Origin of the sequence: Nonomuraea polychroma, from assembly GCF_004011505.1 — a bacterium.
GTDB classification, from domain to species: domain Bacteria; phylum Actinomycetota; class Actinomycetes; order Streptosporangiales; family Streptosporangiaceae; genus Nonomuraea; species Nonomuraea polychroma.
Genome location: NZ_SAUN01000001.1, coordinates 3,022,549 through 3,043,802 on the forward strand (window position 1 = coordinate 3,022,549; position 21,254 = coordinate 3,043,802).

Sequence of the window (21,254 nt, forward strand, 5' to 3'; positions counted from 1 at the left end):
TTCTCCCCCGTACGTTATGACTGGTCGATCACCTGGTGGAGGAGTTCGATCGGGTGGCGCGCAGCGCGGCCCGCGCCGTGGGCGATCTGCTGGCGGCACGACAGCCCCGTGGCCGCGAGCAGTGTGTCGGGTGAGGACGCGGCGATCGCCGGGAAGAGCCGGAGGCCGCCGATCCTCATGGACAGGTCGTAGTGCTCGCTCTCGAAGCCGAACGAGCCGGCCATGCCACAGCAGCCGGCGTCGATCTCTTCCACCTCCGCTCCGGGGATTCTGGACAGCAGTGCTCGTGTGGCGTCGGTGCCGACGACGGCTTTCTCGTGGCAGTGGCCGTGCAGGAGGATCTTCCGCCCGCGCAGCCCGTCGCCGAGCACCAGCGAGCCGTCGTCGATCGCCTCGACGAGCAGGTCGGGGACGAGCCTGGCGCGGGCCGCGACCGCCGCCACCCGCGGGTCGCCGGGCAGCAGCGCGCGGTACTCGTCCTTCAGCGTCAGCAGGCAGGACGGCTCCAGGCCGACGATGGGCGCGTCCGAGCCGGACAGCCCGTCGACCATCGCCTCGGCCATCGACCTGGCCCGGTCGAGCAGGCCCTTGGAGATGCTGGAGCGGCCGCAGCAGCCGTCGGCCGCCAGGCGTACCCGATAGCCGGCGCGCTCCAGCAGCGCGACGGCGGCCTGCCCGATGCCGGGCTCGGTGTAGGTGGTGAAGGAGTCCGCGAGCAGGATCACCTCCTTCGTCCCGGAAGGGGACGGCCGGCGCGCGTGCCAGCGGACAAGGGTGTCGCGCCGGAAGCGGGGGAGCGGTCGCCGCCGGCTCAGCCCGAGCGGGCCGCGCAGGGGACGTGCCAGCCAGTTCGACAGCGGGGCGGTGGCCGAGCCCAGGCGGTTGAGCGTCCTGATCGCCCCGAACAGCCGGGCCCGCAGGGGCACACCGTGCTGCTGCTGGTGCTGGTGCAGGAACTCGCTCTTCAGCGCCGCCATGTCCACGCCCAGCGGGCATTCCGACTGGCAGGCCTTGCACTCCAGGCACAGGTCGAGGATCCCGTGCAGCCGGTCGTCTCCCATCGCCTGCCGGGGATCGTCCGACGACAGGGCCTTGACCAGGGCGTTGGCCCGGCCGCGGGTGGAGTGCTCCTCCTCGCGGGTGGCCATGTACGACGGGCACATCACGCCCGTGTCGTCCTTGCGGCACACACCGACGTTCATGCACCGGTCGGCGGCGGCGTGCATGCCGCCGGCGAACGACAACGTGGTGGGCAGCGGGCGTGGCTCCGGCATGGCCGGGTCGCGCAGGTGGTCGGTCATCGGCGGCGCGTCCACGATCTTGCCGGGGTTCAGCAGTCCACGCGGGTCGAAGACCTGCTTGATCCGCCGCATGGCCTCGTAGATCTCGTCGCCGAACAACCGCCGGTTGAACTCCGAGCGGGCCAGCCCGTCGCCGTGCTCGCTGGAGTTCACGCCGCCGTGCCGGGCGGCGAGCTCGGCGATCTCCTCGGCGACCGCGCGCATCCTGCCGATCTCGCCGGGCGCGCGCAGGTCCACGAACGGGCGGATGTGCAGGCAGCCGACCGAGCAGTGGCCGTAGAACCCGGCCTGCAGGCCGTGGCCGTCGAGGATGCGGGCGAACTCCTCGACGTAGGGCAGCAGCCGCTCCGGCGGGACGGCCGTGTCCTCGACGAACGCCAGCGGCCTGCGGCTGCCCACGCTGGAGGCCATCAGCAGGCCGAGCCCCGCCTTGCGCACCTTGAGCACGGCCGCCTGATCGCGTTCGGCCGTGGCCCTGAGCGTGTGATAGCCGTGGCCGTTCGCCTTCCACGTCGCGGCCAGCTTGTCCACCCGGTCGGCCACCTCGGCCGGGGTGTCGCCGAAGAACTCGACGAACAGCAGCGCCTCCGGGTCTCCCTCGAGGATGCCGCCGAGCCCCGCGTAGTCCACGCGCTGCCTGGACAGGTCGAGGATGGCCTTGTCGATGAGCTCGACGGAGGCGGCGTCGAAGGCCAGGGCGTCGGCGGTGGCGGCGATCGCGGCCGGCGTGGAGGTGAAGTGGCCGACGGCGATGGCCTTGGCCCGCGGCCGGTCCACCAGCGCCACCGTGGCCTCGGTGACCACGGCCAGCGTGCCCTCCGACCCGACGATCAGCTTGGTGAGATCCCCGTCCACGGCCAGGTCCAGCCGGTAGCCGCCCGAGTGCCGCCAGAAACGCGGGAACCCGGTCAGATCCAGCCCCTGCACGACCTCGGCCACCGCCGCCTTGAGCCGGGCGTCGGCCGCCAGGTCGGGCATGGTGGCGTCGGCGAGCACCACGCTCACCGACGCGACGTGGTCGATCGTGGAGCCGTACCGGACGGAGTGGCTGCCGGCCGAGTTGTTGCCGATCATTCCGCCGATCGTGGCCCGGTTGCTGGTCGAGGTGTCCGGCCCGAACATCAGCCCGTGCCTGCGGGCCGCACGGTTGAGCTGGTCCTGCACGACCCCCGGTTGCACCCGGGCGGTCCTGCCGTCGATCTGCAGGATCTTGTTCATGTGCCGGGAGAAGTCGACGATCACCGCCGCGCCCACCGTCTGCCCGGCCAGGCTGGTGCCCGCACCGCGCGGCAGCACCGGCACCTCCAGCTCGCCGCACGCCGCCACCAGCGCCTGCACGTCGCCGGCGTCCTTGGGAAAGGCGACGGCGAGCGGCTCGATGGCGTACATGCTGGCGTCGGAGGAGTAGAGGTGCCGGGTGTAGGGATCGTCCCTGACGTCGCCGCCGATCAGCGGCGACAACTTCCGGGCCAGGCTCATCCGGTCTCCTCCAGGTACGCCAGCGCCGCCCGCACCCCGCCCTCCTTGATCGGCACGCCGGCCGCCAGCAGCCCCATCTCGACCCCGCCGAGCGTGCCCGCCAGCATCAGGTCGTTGAAGTGCCCGAGGTGGCCGATCCGGAACACGCGTCCCGCGAGCCGGCCGAGCCCGGTGCCGAGCGACATGTCGTACCGCTCCAGGATGAGGCTCCTGGCCGCGTCGGCGTCGTGCCCGTCGGGCATCAGCAGGGCCGTGAGGCTGCTGGAGTGCTCCCGCTCGTCGGCGCAGAGCACCTCGAGCCCCCACGCCCGCACCGCCCGGCGCGTCGCCTCGGCGTGCCGTTCGTGCCGGGCGAACACCTGCGGCAGGCCCTCCTCCTCCAGCATGATCAGCGCCTCGCGCAGCCCGTACAGCAGGTTGGTGGGCGGCGTGTACGGGAAGAAGCCCTGCCGGTTGGCGGCGATGATGGGATCCCAGTCCCAGTACGAGCGCGGCAGCCGCCCCCGGTGTGCCAGCGCCTTCGGGCCGACGGCGTTGAACCCGATCCCGGGCGGGAGCATGAGGCCCTTCTGCGAGCAGCCGACGGTCACGTCCACGCCCCACTCGTCGTGCCGGTACTCCATCGACGCCAGCGACGAGATCGTGTCCACCAGCAGCAAGGCCGGATGCCCGGTCGCGTCCATGGCGTCGCGGATCTCGGGGATGCGGCTGCGCACCCCGGTCGAGGTCTCGTTGTGCACCACCATGACGGCGGCGTGGTCGGCGCTCAGAAGATCGGTGATCGCGGCGGGGTCGGCGCCGTGCCGCCAGTCGCCCGGCACCAGGTCGACGACCAGCCCCAGGCGGGCGGCCATCTCGCACCACAATGTCGAGAAGTGCCCGGTCTCGAACGCCAGCACCCGCTCGCCCGGCGACAGCGTGTTGACCAGCGCCGCCTCCCACGCCCCGGTGCCCGAGGACGGGTAGACGACGACGTCGTGGCGGGTGCCGAAGACGGGCTTGAGCCGGTCGAGCAGCTCGCGCGCCAGCTCGGCGAAGGCGGGTCCGCGATGGTCGATGGTGGGCCGGGCGATGGCACGCAACACCCGGTCGGGGACGTTGGTCGGTCCTGGGATCTGCAGGAAGTGGCGGCCCACGTCGGTAGCGCTCCTCTGTGCCGTGTCGCGGCACACCGTGCCGTGTTGCGGTTCATTAACATTAGATTTCAGCCCGCAGAGGAGTCAATGGATGCAGAACGTGATCAACGCCCTCCGGGTGCTCGAAGAGGTCGCCGTACGCCAGCCGGCCGGCGTCGGCGAGCTGGCTCGCGGGCTGGGCCTGCCCAAGAGCACCGTGCAGCGCTCGCTGCGGACGCTGCACGAGGCCGGGTGGATCAGGCCCGCCGGGGGCGCCGTCACGCGCTGGCAGGTGACCAGCAAGGCGCTGCAGGTGGGGCGGCGGGCCGAGCTGGGGTTGCGGGACGTGGCGCTGCCCGTCATGGAGGAGCTGCGCCAGCGCACCGGCGAGACCATCCACCTCATGGTCCCCGAGGGGGACGCGGTCGTTCTCATCGAGCGGCTGGAGACCGACAAGCCGCTGCGCATCGTGCTGCCGCTCGGCATCAGGCTGCCGCTGCACGCCTCGGCCAACGGCAAGGCCGTGCTCGCGCACCTGGACCGGCCGATCGACGAGCTGCCCGCGTACACCGGCACCACGATCACCGACCCGGAGCTGCTGCGCGCCGAGCTGGCCGAGGTGCGCGCCCGCGGCTACGCCGACAACCGCGGCGAGTGGCGCTCCGACATCGCCGCGGTCGCCGCCGCCGTCCTCGGCCCGGACGGGCCGGTCGCCAGCCTCAGCATCTCGACCCCGGCCAGCCGCATGCCGGACGATCTCAGACCGGAGTACGGCAAGCTCGTCACACAGGCGGCGCGGACACTGACGGAGTCGCTGCCCTCATGACCAGCATCGCGACCTGGTCTTCTCCCCGACGACCTGGAACGGCGCACGGGCCGCCGCCGGGTCCTGGAGGGGCTCGACTCCCCGGCGGCCCGTGACCAGGTGATGGCGATTACGCGCTGATCCCGGCCTCCTTGGCGGCCTGCTCGATGGCGGTGAGCTCGTCGTCGGTGAAGTCGAGGCGGTCCACGCAGGCGACGTTGGCCTCGAGTTGCTCGGGGCTGGAGGCGCCGACCAGGACGGAGGTGATGCGGGGGTCGCGCAGGGCCCAGGCCAGAGCGAGCTGGGCGACGCTCTGGCCGCGGGCGGTGGCGATCGCCGACAGCGCGCGGACGAACGCCAGCACCTGCGGGGTGACCCGGTCGGGGGTGAGGAATCGTCCTTCGGCGGCGCGGGAGTCGGCCGGGATGCCGTCCAGGTAGCGGTCGGTCAGCAGGCCCTGGGCCAGCGGCGAGTAGACCACGCAGCCGACGCCCTCCTGCTCCAGGACATCGAGCAGGGCATCCTCGATGCCGCGGTTGAGCAGCGAGTAGGAGGGCTGGTGCACCAGCAGCGGCGTGCCGAGGCCGCGCAGCAGGCGGGCGATCGCGGCGGTGCGCTCGGGGGAGAAGTTGGAGACGCCGACGTACAAGGTGCGGCCGGTGCGGACCATGTGGTCCAGCGTGGCCGCCGTCTCCTCCAGCGGCGTCTCCTCGTCATCTCGGTGCAGGTAGAAGATGTCGACGAAGTCGAGGCCGAGCCGGGCCCGCGACCGGTCGAGGGTGGCCAGCAGGTGCTTGCGCGAGCCGCCGTACCCGTAGGGGCCGTCCCACATGGGGTTGAAGCCCTTGGTGGTCACCACCACCTCGTCCCGCAACGACTTCGGGAAGATCCGCCCGAACGCGGACTCGGCGGCGCCGAACGGCGGGCCGTAGCGGTCGGCGATGTCGAAGTGGGTGATGCCCAGGTCGAGCGCCTTGTGCAGGATCGCGCGCTGGGTCTCGACCGGCTTGCCCTCACCGAAGTTGTGCCACAGGCCGAGCGACACGGCGGGCAGGAGCAGTCCGCTGCGGCCGCACCTGCGGTACGGCTGACGGTCGTAGTCCAAGGATGACCTTCCCCGAAGACGTAATGAAACGTTTTAGGAGGGCCACGTTACCGAGCCGAGAGCACCTTCTCCACCCGGGTGTGCGCACGCCGGTTTTGCGCTGCGCTGATGCTGAAGCGTCGCGCCGCGGGGCAAGAAACGTCACACAGGCGGACGGGAGTGCGGAATGAACGACGCATCGATGGTGCGGTCCTACCGGGACAACGGCTACGTGCTGGTCAAAGGGCTGTTGAGCCGGGAGGAGGCGCGGGCCTACCGCGAGGAGTGTCATGCGGTGCTGGCGCGCCTGCGGCGCACCGACCCCACCTGGGGCAGCGCCCGCGAGCTGGCCGGCCGCCCCACCGAGTTGCGCCACTGCCACGACGCGCAGTTCTACTCGGCGGCGTTCGCGCGGCTCATGGTCGATCCGCGCTTCACCGACGTGGCGGCGGCGCTGATGGGCTCGGAGAACGTGCAGCTCCACCACACCAAGATCTTCGTCAAGCCGGCGGAGAAGGGCTCGCCGTTCCCCATGCACCAGGACGCCGCGCATTTCCCGCACACCAGGCACACGGTCGGCGCGGCCATCTTCCACTTCGACGACGCCCCGGAGGAGAAGGGGTGCGTGCGCGTGGTGCCGGGCAGCCACCGGGACGGGCTGCTGCCGCACATCGAGGAGGGCGGCTGGCATCTGCCGTTGTCGGAGTGGCCGCTGGAGGCCGCCGTCCCCGTCGAGGCCGAGGCGGGGGACGTGTTGTTCTTCACCTACCTCACCGTGCACGGTTCCGGGGTCAACCGGGCCGCCGAGGCCCGTACGACGCTGCTCATCCAGTTCCGCGACCCCGAGGATGTCCCGGCCGGCGACGTGCACCGCTCGCGCGGTCAGGGGATGATGTTGCGCGGGGTCGATCCGACGATGCGCGGAGGGTGAAGGTCCCATGCGGAAGCGGTGGGTGTGGGCGGCCGTCGCCGCGGTCGTGGCCGTGGCTGTCGTGGTCGTCGCCGTCGTGGTGCTGCGCGGCCGTGCAGCCACGTCCGAGCAGGCGGGCGGCGCGCAGGTGGTGGCGCGGGAGCAGGCCGGCGAGCGCGCGCAGGATCTCACCGTGCGATCACCGGCGCTCGGCACGACCACCCCGGTACGCGTGCTGCTGCCGCAGGGCTGGACGCCGGGCTCCGGCCCGTGGCCGGTGCTCTACCTGCTGCACGGCTGCTGCAGCCCCAACCATCTCGTGTGGGTCGACGAGGGCGGCGCGCAGCGGCTCACGAGCGGCTTACGGGCGATCGTGGTCGTTCCGGACGGCGGCCAGGTCGGGTTCTACTCCGACTGGCTGCGCGGCCCGAAATGGGAGACCTACCACATCAAGGAGCTCATCCCGCTGATCGAGGCCGAGTTCGGCGCGGGACCGCAACGCGCGATCGCCGGGTTGTCGATGGGCGGGCTCGGCGCCATGGCGTATGCGGCCAGGAATCCCGGCATGTTCCGCGCGGCGGCGTCGTTCTCCGGTGTCCTGGACACGACCGGCGACCGCAGCGAGACGCGCGCCCTCGTGCGCCGCAGCGGCGAGGACCCCGACGCCCTGTGGGGCGACCCGGAGACGAGGAAGGACCTGTGGGAGGCCCACAATCCCACCGCGCTCGCGGCACGGCTCAAGGACGTCCAGCTCTATGTGTCCTGCGGCGACGGCCGGCCCGGCCCGCTGGATCCGCCCGGCGCGTCGGCCGACTACGAGGGCGCGCTGCTGGGACAGGCGCAGACCTTCACCGAGCGGGCCAAGCAGGCCGGCGCCCGCGTCACCACCGACTTCTACGGGGCGGGCACCCACACCTTCCCCTACTGGGAACGCGCACTGGAACGCTCGCTCCCGATGTTGCGCGCGGCCATCGGCGCCTGAATCGCCCGCCCTGACCGGGTGGTCGTGCTCAAGGCGGTCCGCCATCTCGCGCCCGCCGGCCGAGCCGGTGGCCCGCTGACCCACCTAATTGCGAGCTTCTTGCAATAACGATATATTCGCTTTAAGGTCGCCTGCATGAGGCGACGATTCGCACTGGTCGGGGTGTTCGTCCTGGCATTGGCGGGGTGTTCGGCACCTTCGCAGCCCACGGCCGCGCCGGCGCGCGACACGGTCGTGCTGGGGCTGAGCTCGGAGCCCGACACGCTCAACCCGGTGCTCGGGTACGCGCCGGACGGCGGATCGCTGATCTACGACGGGCTGGTCCGGCGCACCCCCGACCTGCGGCTGCAGCCCGCGCTGGCCGAGACTCTGCCCGAGGTGGACGGCAAGGAGGTGCGGTTCACGCTCAGGCGGGGTGTCACCTTCCACGACGGCAGGCAGCTGACCAGCGCCGACGTCGCCTACACGTACGAGCAGGTGCTCGACCCCGCCAACAACTCGCCGATCAGGGGCGACTACGCCGCCATCGACCAGGTGGACGCGCCCGACGCGCGCACCGTCGTCTTCCGGCTCAAGCACCCGTACGCGCCCATCCTGCAGCGTGCCACGCTCGGGATCGTGCCCGCCGGATCGGACCTGTCCGGTGGCACGCCCGTGGGAACCGGCCCGTACGCGTACGTGTCCTGGACCAAGGGCGACAAGATCACTCTCAAGGCCCATGAGCGTTACTGGGGCGAGGCGCCCGCGATCAAGAACCTGGTGCTCGCGTACACCTCCGACGACAACGCGCGGGCCACCAGAATGGCGGCCGGCGAGTTCACCGCCACCGAACTGCCGCCCAAGGCGGTCGCCCGCTTCAGGAACCAGCCGGGCATGACCGTGCACGAGGCGCCCACCGCCGACTACCGGGGCGTCATGTTCCCCCTGGACCAACCCGTCACCGGCGACCCGGCCATCCGTAAGGCCCTGAACCTCGCCGTGGACCGCGCCGCGATGGTGTCGGCCATCCTCGCCGGAACCGGCAGCCCCGCCTTCGGGCCGATCGCGCCCGGGACCCCGTGGCACAACCCGGCCGTGACCGGCTCGGCCACGCCGGAGCGGGCCAAGGCCGTCTCGATCCTGGAGGAGGCCGGCTGGAAGGCGGGCAGCGAGGGCATCCGGTCCAAGGACGGCACGGCTGCCAGGTTCACGCTCATGTACCCGGCCGGCGACTCGCTGCGCAAGGAGCTCGCCCTGGCCGTGGTCTCGGACGCCAAGCAGGTCGGCATCGACGTGCGGCTGGCCGGGCTCGACTGGGACGCCATCGACCAGCGCCTGTCCAAGGACGCGCTGATCATGGGCTGGGGGACGCCGTTCGACCCCGACTACACCAACTACGAGCTGTTCCACTCCTCCTACGCCGGCCAGGGCTACTTCAACCCGGGGCACTACAAGAACCCCGAAGTGGACCGGCTGCTGGAGGAGGGGCGGCGCACGGCCGACGCGGACGCCCGCAAGAAGGCCTACGACGCGGTGCAGCGGCACCTCAGCGACGACGCCGTCTGGCTGTACCTGGTCTACCTGGAGCACACGTACGTGGTGCGTGGCGCGTGGACCGGCGTCACCGCCGGCGTCGAGCCGCACGAGCACGCCACCGGCGGGCTGCTCGGCACCGTCGCGACCTGGAAGCGCGCATCGTGACCTGGGTGCGGATCGTGGCGTGGCGGCTGGCGTTCGCCGTGCCGCTGCTGCTGGCGGTGACGTTCGGGATGTTCGCGCTGGCCAAGGCGTCCCCGTTCGACCCCGTACGGCAGTACCTGGGGGAGCGGGCCATGGTGACCAGCCCCGAGATCATGGCCGAGATCAGGGCGAACTGGGGCCTCGACCGGCCGCTCCTCGAGCAGTACACCGCCTGGCTCGGCAACCTGCTCGCCGGCGACCTCGGTGAGTCCCGGTCCCTGCGGCTGCCGGTCGCCCAGGTGATCGGTGAGCGGCTCGGCTGGACGTTGCTGGTCGTCGGCTGCGCGCTCGTCGTGATGCTGGCCGCCGGGCTCGCCGTGGGCACGCTGGCCGCCTGGCGGCGCGACTCCTGGCTGGACCGGCTGATCACTGGAACGGCGTTCACCAACGAGGCGGCGCCGGTCTTCTGGATCGGGCTGCTGGCCGTCTGGGTGTTCTCCGTGACGCTCGGCTGGCTGCCCGCCGGCGGGCTCACCGACGCCGCCTCCGCCACGGTGACCCTGCCCGACCTGCTGCGGCACCTGGTGCTGCCGGTCGCGGTGCTGGCGTTCTCGCAGTCGTCGTGGCTGCTGCTGTTCGTACGGGAGTCGGTCATCGGCGTCCTGCGCGAGGACTACATCACCGGGGCGCGGGCCCGAGGACTGCGCGGACGCACCGTGCTGGTGCGGCACGCGCTGCGGTCGGCACTGCTGCCGTTCATCACGATCATGGGGGCCCGGGTGCCCGAGCTGGTGACGGGGGCGATCCTGGTGGAGGCTGTGTTCTCCTGGCCCGGGGTGGCCGGGACCACGATCAAGGCGGCGCTGGCCGTGGACTTCCCGCTGCTGGCGGCGCTCACCCTGCTGGCCACACTCGCGGTCGTGGCCGGGAACCTGCTGGCCGACCTCGCCTACACGGTGGCCGACCCGCGTGTCCGCGTGCTCGGGGTGAGCTGATCGTGGAGGAAGAGACCATATGACGATCACACAGTCGTGGCGGCGGGCGCGGCCGGGCCGGTCTGCCCGGCAGGCGAGGGGGCCCGCCCGCCGCCACCGCCTCGCGATCGGCACGCTGGCCGTGCTGGTCCTCGCCGTGCTGCTGGTGCCGCTGATCGTCCGGCTCGACCAGCAGCTCGTGGACCTGCGCGCGGCCGGCCTGCCGCCGTCCGTCGCGCACCCGTTCGGCACCGACGAGGTGGGCCGGGACGTGCTGATCCGCTCCATCTACGGGCTGCGGGTCTCGCTCGTGGTCGGGCTGGTCGCGGCGATCGCCGGCGCAACGATCGGCGCGCTCGCCGGGCTCGTCGCGGGCGCGGTGGGCGGCCTGGCCGACCGGGTGCTGATGCGGGTCGTGGACGGCTTCAACTCCCTGCCGCACCTGCTGTTCGGCGTCTTCATCGTGGCCCTGTTCGCCCCCAGCCCGACCGCCGTGATCGTGTCGGTCGCCGTCACCCACTGGACGACCGCCGCCAGGATCGTCAGGTCCGAGGTGTTGTCCCTGCGCGGCCGGCCGTTCGTGGACGCTGCCATCTCCGGCGGGTCCGGGAGGCTGCGCATCGTGGCCCGGCACTTCCTGCCGAACCTGGCGCCGCAGCTGCTGCTGGCCACCGTGCTGATGATCCCGCACGCGATCTGGCACGAGACCGCGCTGAGCTTCCTCGGCCTGGGGCTGCCTGCCCACCTGGCCTCGCTCGGCAACATGATCAACGACGGGCAGCGGTCGCTGCTCGCGGGGGACTGGTGGTCCAGCCTCTTCCCCGGGCTGCTGATCCTCGTGCCCACGCTGGCGGTGTCCGCGCTGGCCCAGTACGTACGCGACCGCGCGAACCCGCGCTGGAGATCGGAGCTGGTGCTGTGAAACTGCGCGTGGACGGGCTGTCGGTACGGTTCCGCCTGCCCGGCGCGGTCGTGCACGCGGTCACCGACGCCCGCTTCGAGCTGCGCCCGGGGCGCTGCCTGGCGCTGGTCGGCGAGTCCGGCTGCGGTAAGTCCGTCATGGCCCACGCCCTGCTCGGCCTCCTGCCGGCCAACGCCACGGTCACCGGCCACGCCTGGCTCGACCTGCCGTCCAGCGCGGCAGGAAACGATGTGATCGACCTGGTGGCGGAGCCGGAGAAGGTCCTCGCCCAGCGGGTGCGCGGCCGCCTGATCGGTCTCATCCCGCAGAGCCCGGCGGCACACCTCACCCCCGTCCGCACCGCCCGAGCCCAGCTCGCCGAGACGCTGCGCGAGCTGGGCCGCGCCGACACGCCGGACGCGCTCGCCGGACGGGCCGGCCTTCGCCCGCGCGACCTGGACCGCTACCCCCATCAGCTGTCCGGCGGCATGGCCCAGCGCGTGGCCAACGCCCTCGCCCTGGCCGGCGACCCGCCGCTGATCCTCGCCGACGAGCCGACCACCGGACTCGACCGGCCGCTCGTCGACGCCACGATGGCCGAGCTGCGCCGCCTGTGCGACGAGGGCCGCGCGGTCCTCGTCATCACGCACGACCTGCGCGCCGCCGAGCGGGTGGCCGACGACATCGCCGTCATGTACGCCAGCCGCATCGTCGAGCTGGCCGAGGCGGCGCCGTTCTTCTCCCGGCCCCGGCACCCGTACGCGAAGGGGCTGCTCGACGCCCTGCCCACGCGCCGTTTCGTCCCGATCCCCGGCCGGCCGCCCGAGCTCACCCGCCTGCCGGCCGGCTGTGCCTTCCAGCCCCGGTGCCCGCTCGCCACCCCCGAGTGCGACGACCAGCCCATCATGAACGGAGTGGCCTGCCACCATGCTTGAGGCCACCGGCATCACCGTCTCCTTCGGCCACCACCGGGTGCTCGACGGGGTGTCGCTGTCCGTGCTCCCCGGCGAGGTCCTCGGTCTCGCCGGCCCCAGCGGCTGCGGCAAGTCCACGCTGGCCCGCGTGCTCGCCCTGCTGCTGCGCCCGTCCGCGGGCACGGTCGCCATCGACGGCCGGCCGGTACGCGGCTGGCGGCACCGGGCCCCGGAACGTACCTCGATCGGCCTGATCTTCCAGCAGCCCCGCCTCGCCGTCGACCCCCGCTTCACCCTCCTGGAGGTGATCACGGAGCCGCTCCGGGCCGCGCGGCGCCCCCTGGATCGGGCGTACGAGCTGGCTGAGGAGCTGGGCCTGACCCCCGATCTGCACGGACGCCGACCCCACGAGGTGTCCGACGGGCAACTGCAACGGGCCTGCGTCGCCCGGGCACTGGCGCTCGAACCGCGCTACCTGATCTGCGACGAGATGACCACGATGCTCGACGCCTCGACCCAGGCCCACCTCGTCGGCAGGATCGAGACCTACCGGAAGCGCACCGGCGCCGGGGTGCTCGCCATCAGTCACGACGCCGAGCTCCTTGACCGCTGGTCGGCGGGCAACGTACGTGACTGGGCTCAGTGATCGTCGGGCACCGTCACGGGCGCGCTGAACGGAAGCACGAAGAGCGGTCCCGTCACCACCGCGCGCTCGCTGCCTGGACCGTAGGGAAGATCGGCGATCTGCCGGCACGTGCCACGGTCCTCGATCCCGTACGTGGCGCCCTGACCGCCCGGTCCGGAGTTGAAGCGGCCGACGAGCGAGATACGATCGCGCACCCGCCCCTGCTCGTCGATGAACAGGCCATGAATCGGCGCCGTGGCGGAGAAGCCGTCCGCGGTCAGCACTTCCTGCACCAGATCGGAGATCAGGAAACGCAGCGTCCGGCCCTCGGCGTCGGTCACGGTCCCTTCGAGCTCGCCGACGAACGGGGTGAAGATGCCCGGCGCGCCGGCGGCGAACCCGTCGGTGTACGGCAGCGGCCGCTTGGCGAACTGCGAGACCCGATAGGTGCGCTTGAAGGTCCCCGTCCTGATCGTGTATGTGCCGTTCCTGCACTCGAAGGGCCGTAGCGTGCGCCCGGTGAGATCGATCGTCTGCCGCTCGATCGGGTTGCCGGTCGCGGGATCGCCGAACCTCTCCTCGTCGATGCCCACGTGGAGCCCGCCCGGCGACAACCTCAGAACGAAGCCGGGGCCGATCGCCTTGACGTGGAACCGGCTCTCTTTGATCGTCAGGCCGGGCGCTCCCGGCTGCGCGTGAGCGGCGGTCGCCGGCAAGAGGCCGACGGCCACCGCCACGAGCGTGGTGAAGATGATGCGCATGACCGGAACACCAGAACTCACGGGTCCTCCCTCGCAGCCGCGACGACCACGTCATGGTAGGCGCACACAACGCGAGAGTCGATCACTTTGTCCGGTGGCGGCCAGAGGTCAGTGGCCGTGCCCGTGGCCGTGGCCGACGAACGCGCCCGCAGGCTTGCCCGGCGGGACCAGCACGAGCGACACGATCGCCGCCACCCCGGCCGTGACCGCGCAGAGCGTGAGCCCTGCGACGAACCCGCCGATGTCCGCCGCCGAACCGGGCGCCAGGCTTGACGCGGCGACCGTGGAGACGACCGCCACGCCGATGGATCCGCCCAGCTCGTGGAAGGTGCTGATGACTCCGGATGCGACGCCGTTCTCGCCCGGAGGCACATTCGCCATGGTCGTCGTGGTGGCCGTCACGAATGCCGGCCCGATCCCCAGAGCCGCCAGCGCGAATCCGGGCAGCAGCGTGGCGTACGCGTTGGCGTCGGGCGAGATACGCGTCATCAGCACCGCCCCCACCGCCGTCACCACGAACGAGGCCACCGCCACCGGCCGTCCGCCGAGCCTGCCGATGAGGTGCCCGCCGAGCTGCGCGCCCAGCGTGATCGCGATCGCCACGGGCAGGAAGAGCAGCCCGGTCTCCAGCGCGCTGAACCCCATCGCGTGCTGCAGGTACAGCGAGCTGAGGAAGAACAGCCCGAGCATCAGTCCCGTGGCCACCAGCATGACGAAGGTGCCCGAGATCACCGGCCGCCTGGCGAGCGTCGCGGCGCGCATGAGCGGCGATCGTACCGACCGCTCGACCACCACGAACAGCACGTAGAGCAGCGCCGCCCCGGCCAGCGGCAGCAGCGTGCCCGCCGATCCCCATCCGGCGTCGCCGGCGGTCACCAGCCCGTAGATGAGCAGAGCCGTCGCCGTGGTGACGACCAGAGCCCCGGGCACGTCGACCCGCTCCCGCCGTCCGGGCGTCGCCGGTACGACGGCGGGCACGGCGGCCATGACCAGGAGCCCGATCGGCACGTTGACGAAGAACACCCAGGCCCAGCCCGGGCCCGCGGTCAGGACGCCGCCGAGCAGCACGCCGACCGCCGCGCCGCTGCCGCCGATGGCGGCCCAGACGCCGAGCGCCCGCCCGCGCCGCTCGCTGTGGAAGGTGGTGGTGATGACGGCCAGCGCCGCGGGGGAGAGCAGCGCCGCGCCGACCCCCTGCAGCCCCCGGCCCGCGATCAGCACGGCGCCGCTCCCGGCCAGCCCGCACATGAGTGACGCCGCCGTGAACAGGGCGAGCCCGGCCAGCAGCGTCCGGCGGGCGCCGAACGCGTCGGCCAGCCGCCCGCCGAGCACCATCAGGCCGCCGAAGCACAGCGTGTACGTGGTCACCACCCAGGTCAGCGACTCGCGGCCGAGGGTGAGGTCCGCCCCGATCGCCGGCAGCGCCACCTGCACCACCGTGATGTCGACGATCAGCATGAACTGCGCGAGGCAGAGCAGCACCAGCACGGACCACCCGCCCGCCCGCGCCTTGACGGGAGACGTGTCGACGCTCATCATCCAGAACAACTCCTTAACTCGAACACTGATGTTCAAGTTAGCACGGCAAACCATACATGGGTAGGGTGTTCGGACGACGCGCGTTCGCGTCCCGGGTCTATCCTTCGGTTCATGCCAGCACGTCTGTCGCCCCGCCTCGCCGCGATCGTGAACGCGCTTCCCCTCCAGCCGCACTCCCGCGTCCTCGAGATCGGGTGCGGGCCCGGGGCGGCCGCGCGAGCGGTCGCGGCACGCCTCACCACCGGCCACATCCTGGCCATCGACAGATCCGCCGGCGCCATCGCCCAGGCGGAAGCCACCGCGGTGGCGGAAATCGCGTCCGGTCGCATGAGCGTCCGCCAGGTCGCGGGCGAAGAGTTCGTGCTGCAGCCGCACGAAGAGCCGTACGACCTCGTGTTCGCCGTTCGCGTCGGCGCCCTCGACGGCCGGCATCCCGAGGCCGGTCAGCGGATGCTTCAGCGCATCGCCATGGCGACCACGGCAGACGCCCGGCTGTTCATCGACGGCGGCGATCCGCTTCGTGAACTCCCCATCCCGCGATCGTGAGCGAACGCGGGACCCTTTACGGGGTCTCTGATGTCCGTTCGCCGGACGTGAGCAGCGACAACATCGTCGTGACCAGCACGCGTTCCACGTCCTCGGGCGCCAGCCGTCCCGCCTCCCGCTCCTGGGCGGCGCTGTGAATGATCGAGAAGAAGGTCGTCACCAGCCACGACAGCGGCAGGTCGGTGCGGAAGTCCCCGTCCCGCTGCCCGCGCGCGATCAACCGCTCCACCCGCCGCAGCGGGCGGTCGTGATGCTCTCTGATCCGCTCGGTCGCCATGACCCGGTCCGCGGCCACGAACAACCGGCGATGGCGATCGAGGACCTCCCAGGACGACCGCAGCAGCTTCGCCATGGCCCCGGGCGCCGGAGCCGTGTCGATCGACGGGTCCTCCAGCACGGCGTCCGCCACGCCGACCGTGTGATCGAGCACGGCGTCCACCAGCGCGTCCCGCGAGGGGAAGTGCCCATAGAGCGTGACCCTGCCCACCCCGGCGGCCTTGGCGATCTCGGCCACGCTGGCGGCCGGGTCGGCGCTGAGCAGGCGGGTCCCGGCCTCGAGGATCGCGGCGATGTTACGCTCGGCGTCGGCCCGCCGGGCGGGTACGGGCTGTCGTGCCGCGGTCTTCCCCATACGGCCAACCCTACGATGATCGGCCAGGAAGGCGCGGCGACACGCTTGCACCGGACGCCGGGTCAGCGCCTGGTGTCGGCGATGTGAACGCACGACGCTGGAAGATCGGCTACCTCAGGCGCGCCTTCGCCGTCGGCTGCCCCCAGTGATCAGAGCTCCAGCGCGTGGTCCAGCAGCGACTGCAGCGTGACCGCTCCTATGAGCCGCCCGTCGCCGTCGACCACGGCGGTCAGCGGGCTGCGAGTGCGGGCCATGAGCGCCGCCAGCTCCAGCACGGTCGCCTTCGGGTCGGCCACCGGCAACTCCCGGGGCTGCTCGGGCAGGCACTCGCGGACGGTCTTGCCGCCGAGCTTGCGCAGGAACAGGTCGGCATGGGCCTCGTCCACCACCCGCGCCAGCGCGGGGTCGTCCCGGCAGTACGCCGGGACCGCCAGCCGCAGCACCTGCGTGCCGGGCAGGATGCTGAGCGGCCGCCCGTCGTCGACGATGATGAGACCGGGCAGGTCCTGCTCGGCCAGCAACTTGGCGGCTTCGAGGGCCGGGGTGTCCATGGTGACCGTCGGGAACTCGACGGCGAGATCGCGTGCGCGCATCAATGGCCTCCTCCCAAAGCCTAGCCAAGTCCGCGGTCGCTCAGGGGAGCTCCGCGAAGCGCTCGACCTGCTCGGTACGCCCGGAGACCAGGATGACGTCGCCGTAGGACAACTCGGTCTCGGCGTCGGCGTACGTGAACTCCTCACCCGGCGCCTTGACCGCGACGATCGTGACGCCGTACTTGCGGCGCAGATTCGATTCCCCGAGCGGCACGCCGACGTAGTCTTTGGGCGGTTTGGTCTTGGCCAGCGCGAAGTTCTCGTCCACCTGCATGTAGTCGAGCATGCGCCCACTGACCAGGTGCGCCACCCGCTCGCCCATGTCGTGCTCGGGGAAGACGACGTGGTGGGCACCGATGCGGCTCAGGATGCGGCCGTGCTGGATGCTGATCGCCTTGGCCCAGATGTCGTTGATCTCCAGCTCGGCCAGCAACGACGTGGCCAGGATGCTGGCCTCGATGTCGCCGCCGATGGCCACCACGGCCCGGTAGAAATCCGGCACGCCCAGCTGCCGCAGCGCCTCCATGTCGGTGGCGTCCGCGGTCGCGATCTGGGTGATCTGCCCCGCCAGCGCCTGGGTGATCTTGGGCCGGTTGTCGATCGCGAGGACCTCGGTGCCGCGCCGGGTCAGCTCCAGCGCCAGCGAAGTGCCGAACCGGCCCAGCCCGATGACCACCACCGGGTTGCTCGTTTGCTCAGCCAACGATGACACGCTCCTCCGGAAGTTCGTAATGGCGGGCCCGCCGGTTGAGCGCCAGCGCGGACCCGAGCGTGAGTGGGCCGATTCGGCCGATGAACATCAGGACAGTCAGCAGCACGTGCCCGGCGGGTCCCAGGCTAGCGGTGATGCCGGTCGACAATCCGGCCGTGCCGAACGCCGAGACGACCTCGAACAGCACCTGGTCCAGCCCGTGCGGGGTCATCGCGAGCAGCACGTAGGTGGAGAAGGCCACGAGCATGAGTCCCATCACGGTGATCGTGATGACCTGCCGCTGCGTCGCCTCCGGCAGGCGCCGGTGGCCGATGTTGACCCGGCTCTCGCCGCGCAGCTCGGCCCAGATGATGAAGGCGAGCATCCCGAACGTGGTCACCTTGATGCCGCCGGCGGTGCCCGCGCTGCCGCCGCCGATGAACATCAGCAGGTCGGTGACCAGCCAGCTCGACGGGTACATCTGGGAGATGTCCAGGGTGTTGAACCCGGCCGAGCGCGGCATGACGGCGGTGAAGAACGCGGCCAGCAGCTTGTCGGAGTCGTCGAGCGCCCCGAGCGTCTTGGGATTCTGCCACTCGGTGACCAGGAAGACGAGCGTGCCCACCACCAGCAGGATCACGGTCACCATCACGGTGACCCTGGTCAGCACCGACCACTTGCGAGGGTGCCGCCAGTGGCGGGCCAGCTCGAACACCACCGGGAAGCCGAGACCGCCGACGATGGCCGCGGTCGCGATGGTGAGGCAGATCCAGGGGTCGGCGACGAAGCGTATGAGGCTGTCGGGCCAGAGCGTGAACCCGGCGCTGTTGAACGCCATGACCGCGTGGAAGCCGCCCAGGTAGAGGGCTCGTCCGAACGACTCGCCGTACCCGATGAGGAAACGCCCCGCGAGCACGGCTGCGGTGATCACCTCGCACACCAGGCTGAACACGACCAGCTTGAGCACGAGCCGGCGCACGTCACCCATGCTCAGCGTCTTGGTCTCCGCCTGGGTGGCGATCCTGGCCCGCAGCCCCAGACGGCCCGAGACGAGCAGCATGAAGACCGTCGCCATCGTCATGATGCCCAGGCCGCCGACCTGGGCCAGCCCGGCGATGACCACTTCGCCGAACACCGACCAGTGCGTATCGGTGTCGACCACCACCAGCCCGGTCACGCACACGGCCGAGGCCGCCGTGAACAAGGCCGTCACCCAGCCCGCCGACTCGCCGCCGGCGGTGGCGATCGGCAGGGACAGCAGGGCCGTGCCGATCCCGATGGCAAAGCTGAAACCGGCGGCGACCACCTGGGCCGGATGCCGGAATCTCGCTAAGAACGGCGCTGTCGCCACCATCACCGATCGCCGCCGCGGTCAATGTCACGCATTGTGTGGAAAGGCCCCCCGGGAGAGCTCAGCCGACAGTCCAGCCGACCAGACTTCCCGGCACGCCGCGCACTACCGTAACAGCCCCTGGGAGCGCCCCCGTACATACGCCCCGTGACGCCGCGAAAAGGTCTTATGCCTTGGCCGGTTCCTCGTGTGGAGCGGTGGTCAGGCGAGCGACCGGAAGAACTCCCGCAGGTCGCCGATCAGCACGCCGGGCGTCTCCAGGGCGGCGAAGTGGCCGCCGTGGCCGAACTCCGACCACCTCACCACGTTGTGCACCTGCTCGGCCAGCGGCCGCACCGAGTAGTCCGTCGGGAACACGGCCGCCGCCGTCGGCACGGTCCCGCGCTCCACCGGCCCCCACGCGCTGGCATCGTTGAACCGTTCGAAGTACGTGTGCGCCGACGACCCCGCCGTCTCGGTGAACCAGTAGATGCTCACGTCGGTGAGGATCCGGTCCCGGTCCACGGCGTCCTCGGGCAGCTTGGCCGCCGGGTCGGTCCAGTCCTTGAACTTCTCCACGATCCAGGCCAGCTGCCCGGCGGGGGAGTCGTGCAGGGCGGCCGCGATGGTCTGCGGGCGGGTGCCGTGCAGCTGCATGTACGCCCCCAGGTTCTGCTGCCACTCCCGCATCCCGGCCAGCCGCCCCCGCTCGGCCTCCGTCAGCGACCCCATGACCGCCGGATCGCCGGTCGGGAACGTGAGCAGGCCGTTGACGTGCACGCCGATGACGTTGTCCGGGGCCAGCCGGCCCATCAGCGGCGCGATGAAGGCGCCGACGTCGCCGCCCTGGACGCCGTACCGCTCGTAGCCGAGCCTGGCCATCAGCTCGGCCAGCGCGGCGGCGGTGCGGCCGTCCGTCCAGCCGGTCTCGCGCAGCGGGCCGGAGAAGCCGTAGCCGGGCAGCGACGGGATCACCAGGTGGAAGGCGTCGGCGGCGGCGCCGCCGTGCGCGACCGGGTCGGTGAGCGGGCCGATGAGGTCGAGGAACTCGACGACCGAGCCCGGCCAGCCGTGCAGCAGCATGAGCGGGGTCGCCTCCGGCTCGGGCGAGCGGACGTGCAGGAAATGCACGTCCGCGCCGTCGATCGTGGTGATGAACTGCGGGTACGCGTTCAGCGCCGCCTCCTGGGCGCGCCAGTCGAAGCCGTCCGCCCAGTACTCGGCCAGGGTGCGCAGGTAGCTCGTGGGCACGCCGCGCTCCCAGCCGGCGCCCGGCAGGTCGGGCGCCCACCGCGTACGCCGGAGCCGGTCGCGGAGGTCGTCGACGGCGGTCTGGGGGACTTCGACGCGATAGGGAGTGATGTCGCTGTTCGTCATGTCTCCGACAGTAGAGAGGATTGGTGACAGGCTCTGGCACCAATGCGGCGGCAGAATGGATCCATGTTGGAGACCTCGGCCCGGCTGCTCCGCCTGCTCTCGCTCCTCCAGTCCCGCGCCGACTGGACGGGCGCCGAGCTGGCCGCACGACTCGAGGTCGGACTGCGTACCGTGCGGCGCGACATCGACCGGCTGCGCGACCTCGGCTACCCGGTGGACGCCACCCCCGGCGTGGCCGGCGGTTACCGGCTCGGCGTGGGCGCCGCCCTGCCGCCGCTGCTCCTCGACGACGAGGAGGCCGTGGCCGTGGCGATCAGCCTGCGTACCGCCGCCACCGGCAGCGTCGCCGGGCTCGAGGAGGGCTCCGTGCGGGCGCTGGCCAAGCTGCAGCAGGTGCTGCCGTCGCGGCTGCGGCACCGGGTGAGCGCGTTCCAGGCCGCCACCGTGCCGCTGGCCGGCGCGGCGGCCCCGGCCGTGAGCGCCGACCTGCTGGCCGCCCTCGCCGCCGCCTGCCGCGACCAGCGCCGGATCCGGCTGCGGTACGACGGGCGCGAGGGCGTCTCGTCGCGCGAGGTGGAGCCGCACCGCCTGGTCCACACGCCGCGCCGCTGGTATCTGCTGGCCTGGGATGTGGGCAAGGAGGACTGGCGGACGTTCCGGGTGGACCGCATCCAGGCGCCGCTGGGGATGCCGGGGGCCCGGTTCACGCCGCGTACGCCGCCGCAGGAGGACGCGGCCGCCTACGTGTCCCGGGCCATCACCTCCGCGCCCTACCGCTACCAGGCGCGCATCCTCTTCCACGCGCCCCTGGAGGCGGTCGCGCCTCAGACCTCGGCGGGCGCCGGGCGGCTGGAGGCGGTGGACGCCGGCACGTGCCTGTACGTCACGGGGTCCAACTCCCTCGACGAGCTGGCGATCTACATCGCGGTCAAGGGCTTCGACTTCGAGGTCCTCGATCCGCCGGAGCTGGTCCCGGTCCTCCGCGAGGTCGCCGACCGGCTCCGCCGCGCCGCCGGATGACACCTGTGGCACGGTGG

20 protein-coding genes are annotated in these 21,254 nt (G+C 71.8%); 10 read left to right on the forward strand and 10 right to left on the reverse strand.

Annotation, left to right across the window (positions count from 1 at the left end; translation table 11 throughout):
* Positions 1 to 14: 14 nt before the first annotated feature.
* Both EDD27_RS13380 and EDD27_RS13385 read right to left on the reverse strand, forming a co-directional pair.
* Positions 15 to 2,780 (reverse strand): FAD-binding and (Fe-S)-binding domain-containing protein, encoded by a 2,766-nt coding sequence (locus EDD27_RS13380; protein WP_127932729.1) that lies wholly within the window; start codon positions 2,778 to 2,780, stop codon positions 15 to 17.
* Complete coding sequence (locus EDD27_RS13385) at positions 2,777 to 3,916, reverse strand: pyridoxal-phosphate-dependent aminotransferase family protein (protein WP_127932730.1); 1,140 nt, start codon at positions 3,914 to 3,916, stop codon at positions 2,777 to 2,779. The genes EDD27_RS13380 and EDD27_RS13385 overlap by 4 nt, the downstream gene beginning before the upstream one ends.
* Before the next feature lie 91 nt (positions 3,917 to 4,007).
* Here EDD27_RS13385 and EDD27_RS13390 point away from each other — a divergent pair, with 91 nt between their 5' ends.
* On the forward strand, positions 4,008 to 4,721 hold the full coding sequence (locus EDD27_RS13390) for an IclR family transcriptional regulator (RefSeq protein WP_127932731.1): 714 nt from the start codon (positions 4,008 to 4,010) through the stop codon (positions 4,719 to 4,721).
* Between the two features lie 109 nt (positions 4,722 to 4,830).
* On the opposite strand, the gene EDD27_RS13395 is transcribed toward EDD27_RS13390, so the two are convergent.
* On the reverse strand, positions 4,831 to 5,805 hold the full coding sequence (locus tag EDD27_RS13395) for an aldo/keto reductase (protein ID WP_127932732.1): 975 nt from the start codon (positions 5,803 to 5,805) through the stop codon (positions 4,831 to 4,833).
* Positions 5,806 to 5,971: 166 nt separating this feature from the next.
* Here EDD27_RS13395 and EDD27_RS13400 point away from each other — a divergent pair, with 166 nt between their 5' ends.
* The 7 genes from EDD27_RS13400 (at position 5,972) to EDD27_RS13430 (ending at position 12,770) form a co-directional block, all read left to right on the forward strand.
* On the forward strand, positions 5,972 to 6,715 hold the full coding sequence (locus EDD27_RS13400; protein WP_127932733.1) for a phytanoyl-CoA dioxygenase family protein: 744 nt from the start codon (positions 5,972 to 5,974) through the stop codon (positions 6,713 to 6,715).
* A 7-nt stretch (positions 6,716 to 6,722) separates the two neighbouring features.
* The gene (locus tag EDD27_RS13405; protein ID WP_127932734.1) at positions 6,723 to 7,676 is read left to right on the forward strand and encodes an alpha/beta hydrolase; all 954 of its coding nucleotides are present in this window, start codon (positions 6,723 to 6,725) and stop codon (positions 7,674 to 7,676) included.
* 135 nt (positions 7,677 to 7,811) lie between these two features.
* Complete coding sequence (locus tag EDD27_RS13410; protein WP_127932735.1) at positions 7,812 to 9,356, forward strand: ABC transporter substrate-binding protein; 1,545 nt, start codon at positions 7,812 to 7,814, stop codon at positions 9,354 to 9,356.
* A 5-nt stretch (positions 9,357 to 9,361) separates the two neighbouring features.
* Positions 9,362 to 10,330, forward strand: coding sequence for an ABC transporter permease (locus EDD27_RS13415; protein WP_241564011.1), 969 nt, complete (start codon positions 9,362 to 9,364; stop codon positions 10,328 to 10,330).
* 19 nt (positions 10,331 to 10,349) lie between these two features.
* Positions 10,350 to 11,231: an ABC transporter permease gene (locus EDD27_RS13420; RefSeq protein ID WP_127932736.1), complete on the forward strand. Its 882-nt coding sequence runs from the start codon at positions 10,350 to 10,352 to the stop codon at positions 11,229 to 11,231.
* Entirely contained in the window at positions 11,228 to 12,145 is a 918-nt protein-coding gene (locus EDD27_RS13425) for an ABC transporter ATP-binding protein (protein ID WP_241564012.1), read from the forward strand. Before EDD27_RS13420 ends, EDD27_RS13425 begins: the two co-directional genes overlap by 4 nt.
* Entirely contained in the window at positions 12,138 to 12,770 is a 633-nt protein-coding gene (locus EDD27_RS13430) for an ABC transporter ATP-binding protein (protein WP_127932737.1), read from the forward strand. Before EDD27_RS13425 ends, EDD27_RS13430 begins: the two co-directional genes overlap by 8 nt.
* Here the strand turns inward: EDD27_RS13430 and EDD27_RS13435 are convergent.
* Complete coding sequence (locus tag EDD27_RS13435) at positions 12,764 to 13,531, reverse strand: hypothetical protein (RefSeq protein WP_127932738.1); 768 nt, start codon at positions 13,529 to 13,531, stop codon at positions 12,764 to 12,766. The genes EDD27_RS13430 and EDD27_RS13435 overlap by 7 nt on opposite strands.
* An 87-nt stretch (positions 13,532 to 13,618) precedes the next feature.
* On the reverse strand, positions 13,619 to 15,049 hold the full coding sequence (locus tag EDD27_RS13440; protein ID WP_241564013.1) for an MFS transporter: 1,431 nt from the start codon (positions 15,047 to 15,049) through the stop codon (positions 13,619 to 13,621).
* A 111-nt stretch (positions 15,050 to 15,160) separates the two neighbouring features.
* Here EDD27_RS13440 and EDD27_RS13445 point away from each other — a divergent pair, with 111 nt between their 5' ends.
* Positions 15,161 to 15,595: an SAM-dependent methyltransferase gene (locus EDD27_RS13445; protein ID WP_127932739.1), complete on the forward strand. Its 435-nt coding sequence runs from the start codon at positions 15,161 to 15,163 to the stop codon at positions 15,593 to 15,595.
* A 16-nt stretch (positions 15,596 to 15,611) separates the two neighbouring features.
* Here EDD27_RS13445 and EDD27_RS13450 read toward each other — a convergent pair whose 3' ends face one another.
* The 5 genes from EDD27_RS13450 to EDD27_RS13470 all read right to left on the reverse strand — a co-directional run bounded on the left by EDD27_RS13450 (position 15,612) and on the right by EDD27_RS13470 (position 20,217).
* A complete protein-coding gene (locus tag EDD27_RS13450) occupies positions 15,612 to 16,226 on the reverse strand; it encodes a TetR/AcrR family transcriptional regulator (protein WP_127932740.1) in 615 nt (204 codons plus the stop codon).
* A gap of 149 nt (positions 16,227 to 16,375) precedes the next feature.
* Positions 16,376 to 16,819: a CBS domain-containing protein gene (locus tag EDD27_RS13455; protein WP_127932741.1), complete on the reverse strand. Its 444-nt coding sequence runs from the start codon at positions 16,817 to 16,819 to the stop codon at positions 16,376 to 16,378.
* A gap of 40 nt (positions 16,820 to 16,859) precedes the next feature.
* Positions 16,860 to 17,522 (reverse strand): potassium channel family protein, encoded by a 663-nt coding sequence (locus EDD27_RS13460; RefSeq protein ID WP_206641383.1) that lies wholly within the window; start codon positions 17,520 to 17,522, stop codon positions 16,860 to 16,862.
* A complete protein-coding gene (locus EDD27_RS13465) occupies positions 17,515 to 18,864 on the reverse strand; it encodes a TrkH family potassium uptake protein (protein ID WP_127932742.1) in 1,350 nt (449 codons plus the stop codon). The genes EDD27_RS13460 and EDD27_RS13465 overlap by 8 nt, the downstream gene beginning before the upstream one ends.
* A gap of 198 nt (positions 18,865 to 19,062) precedes the next feature.
* Positions 19,063 to 20,217, reverse strand: coding sequence for an epoxide hydrolase family protein (locus EDD27_RS13470; RefSeq protein ID WP_127932743.1), 1,155 nt, complete (start codon positions 20,215 to 20,217; stop codon positions 19,063 to 19,065).
* Between the two features lie 63 nt (positions 20,218 to 20,280).
* Between EDD27_RS13470 and EDD27_RS13475 the strand changes: the two genes are divergently transcribed.
* Positions 20,281 to 21,237, forward strand: coding sequence for a helix-turn-helix transcriptional regulator (locus EDD27_RS13475; protein WP_127932744.1), 957 nt, complete (start codon positions 20,281 to 20,283; stop codon positions 21,235 to 21,237).
* Positions 21,238 to 21,254 lie beyond the last annotated feature (17 nt).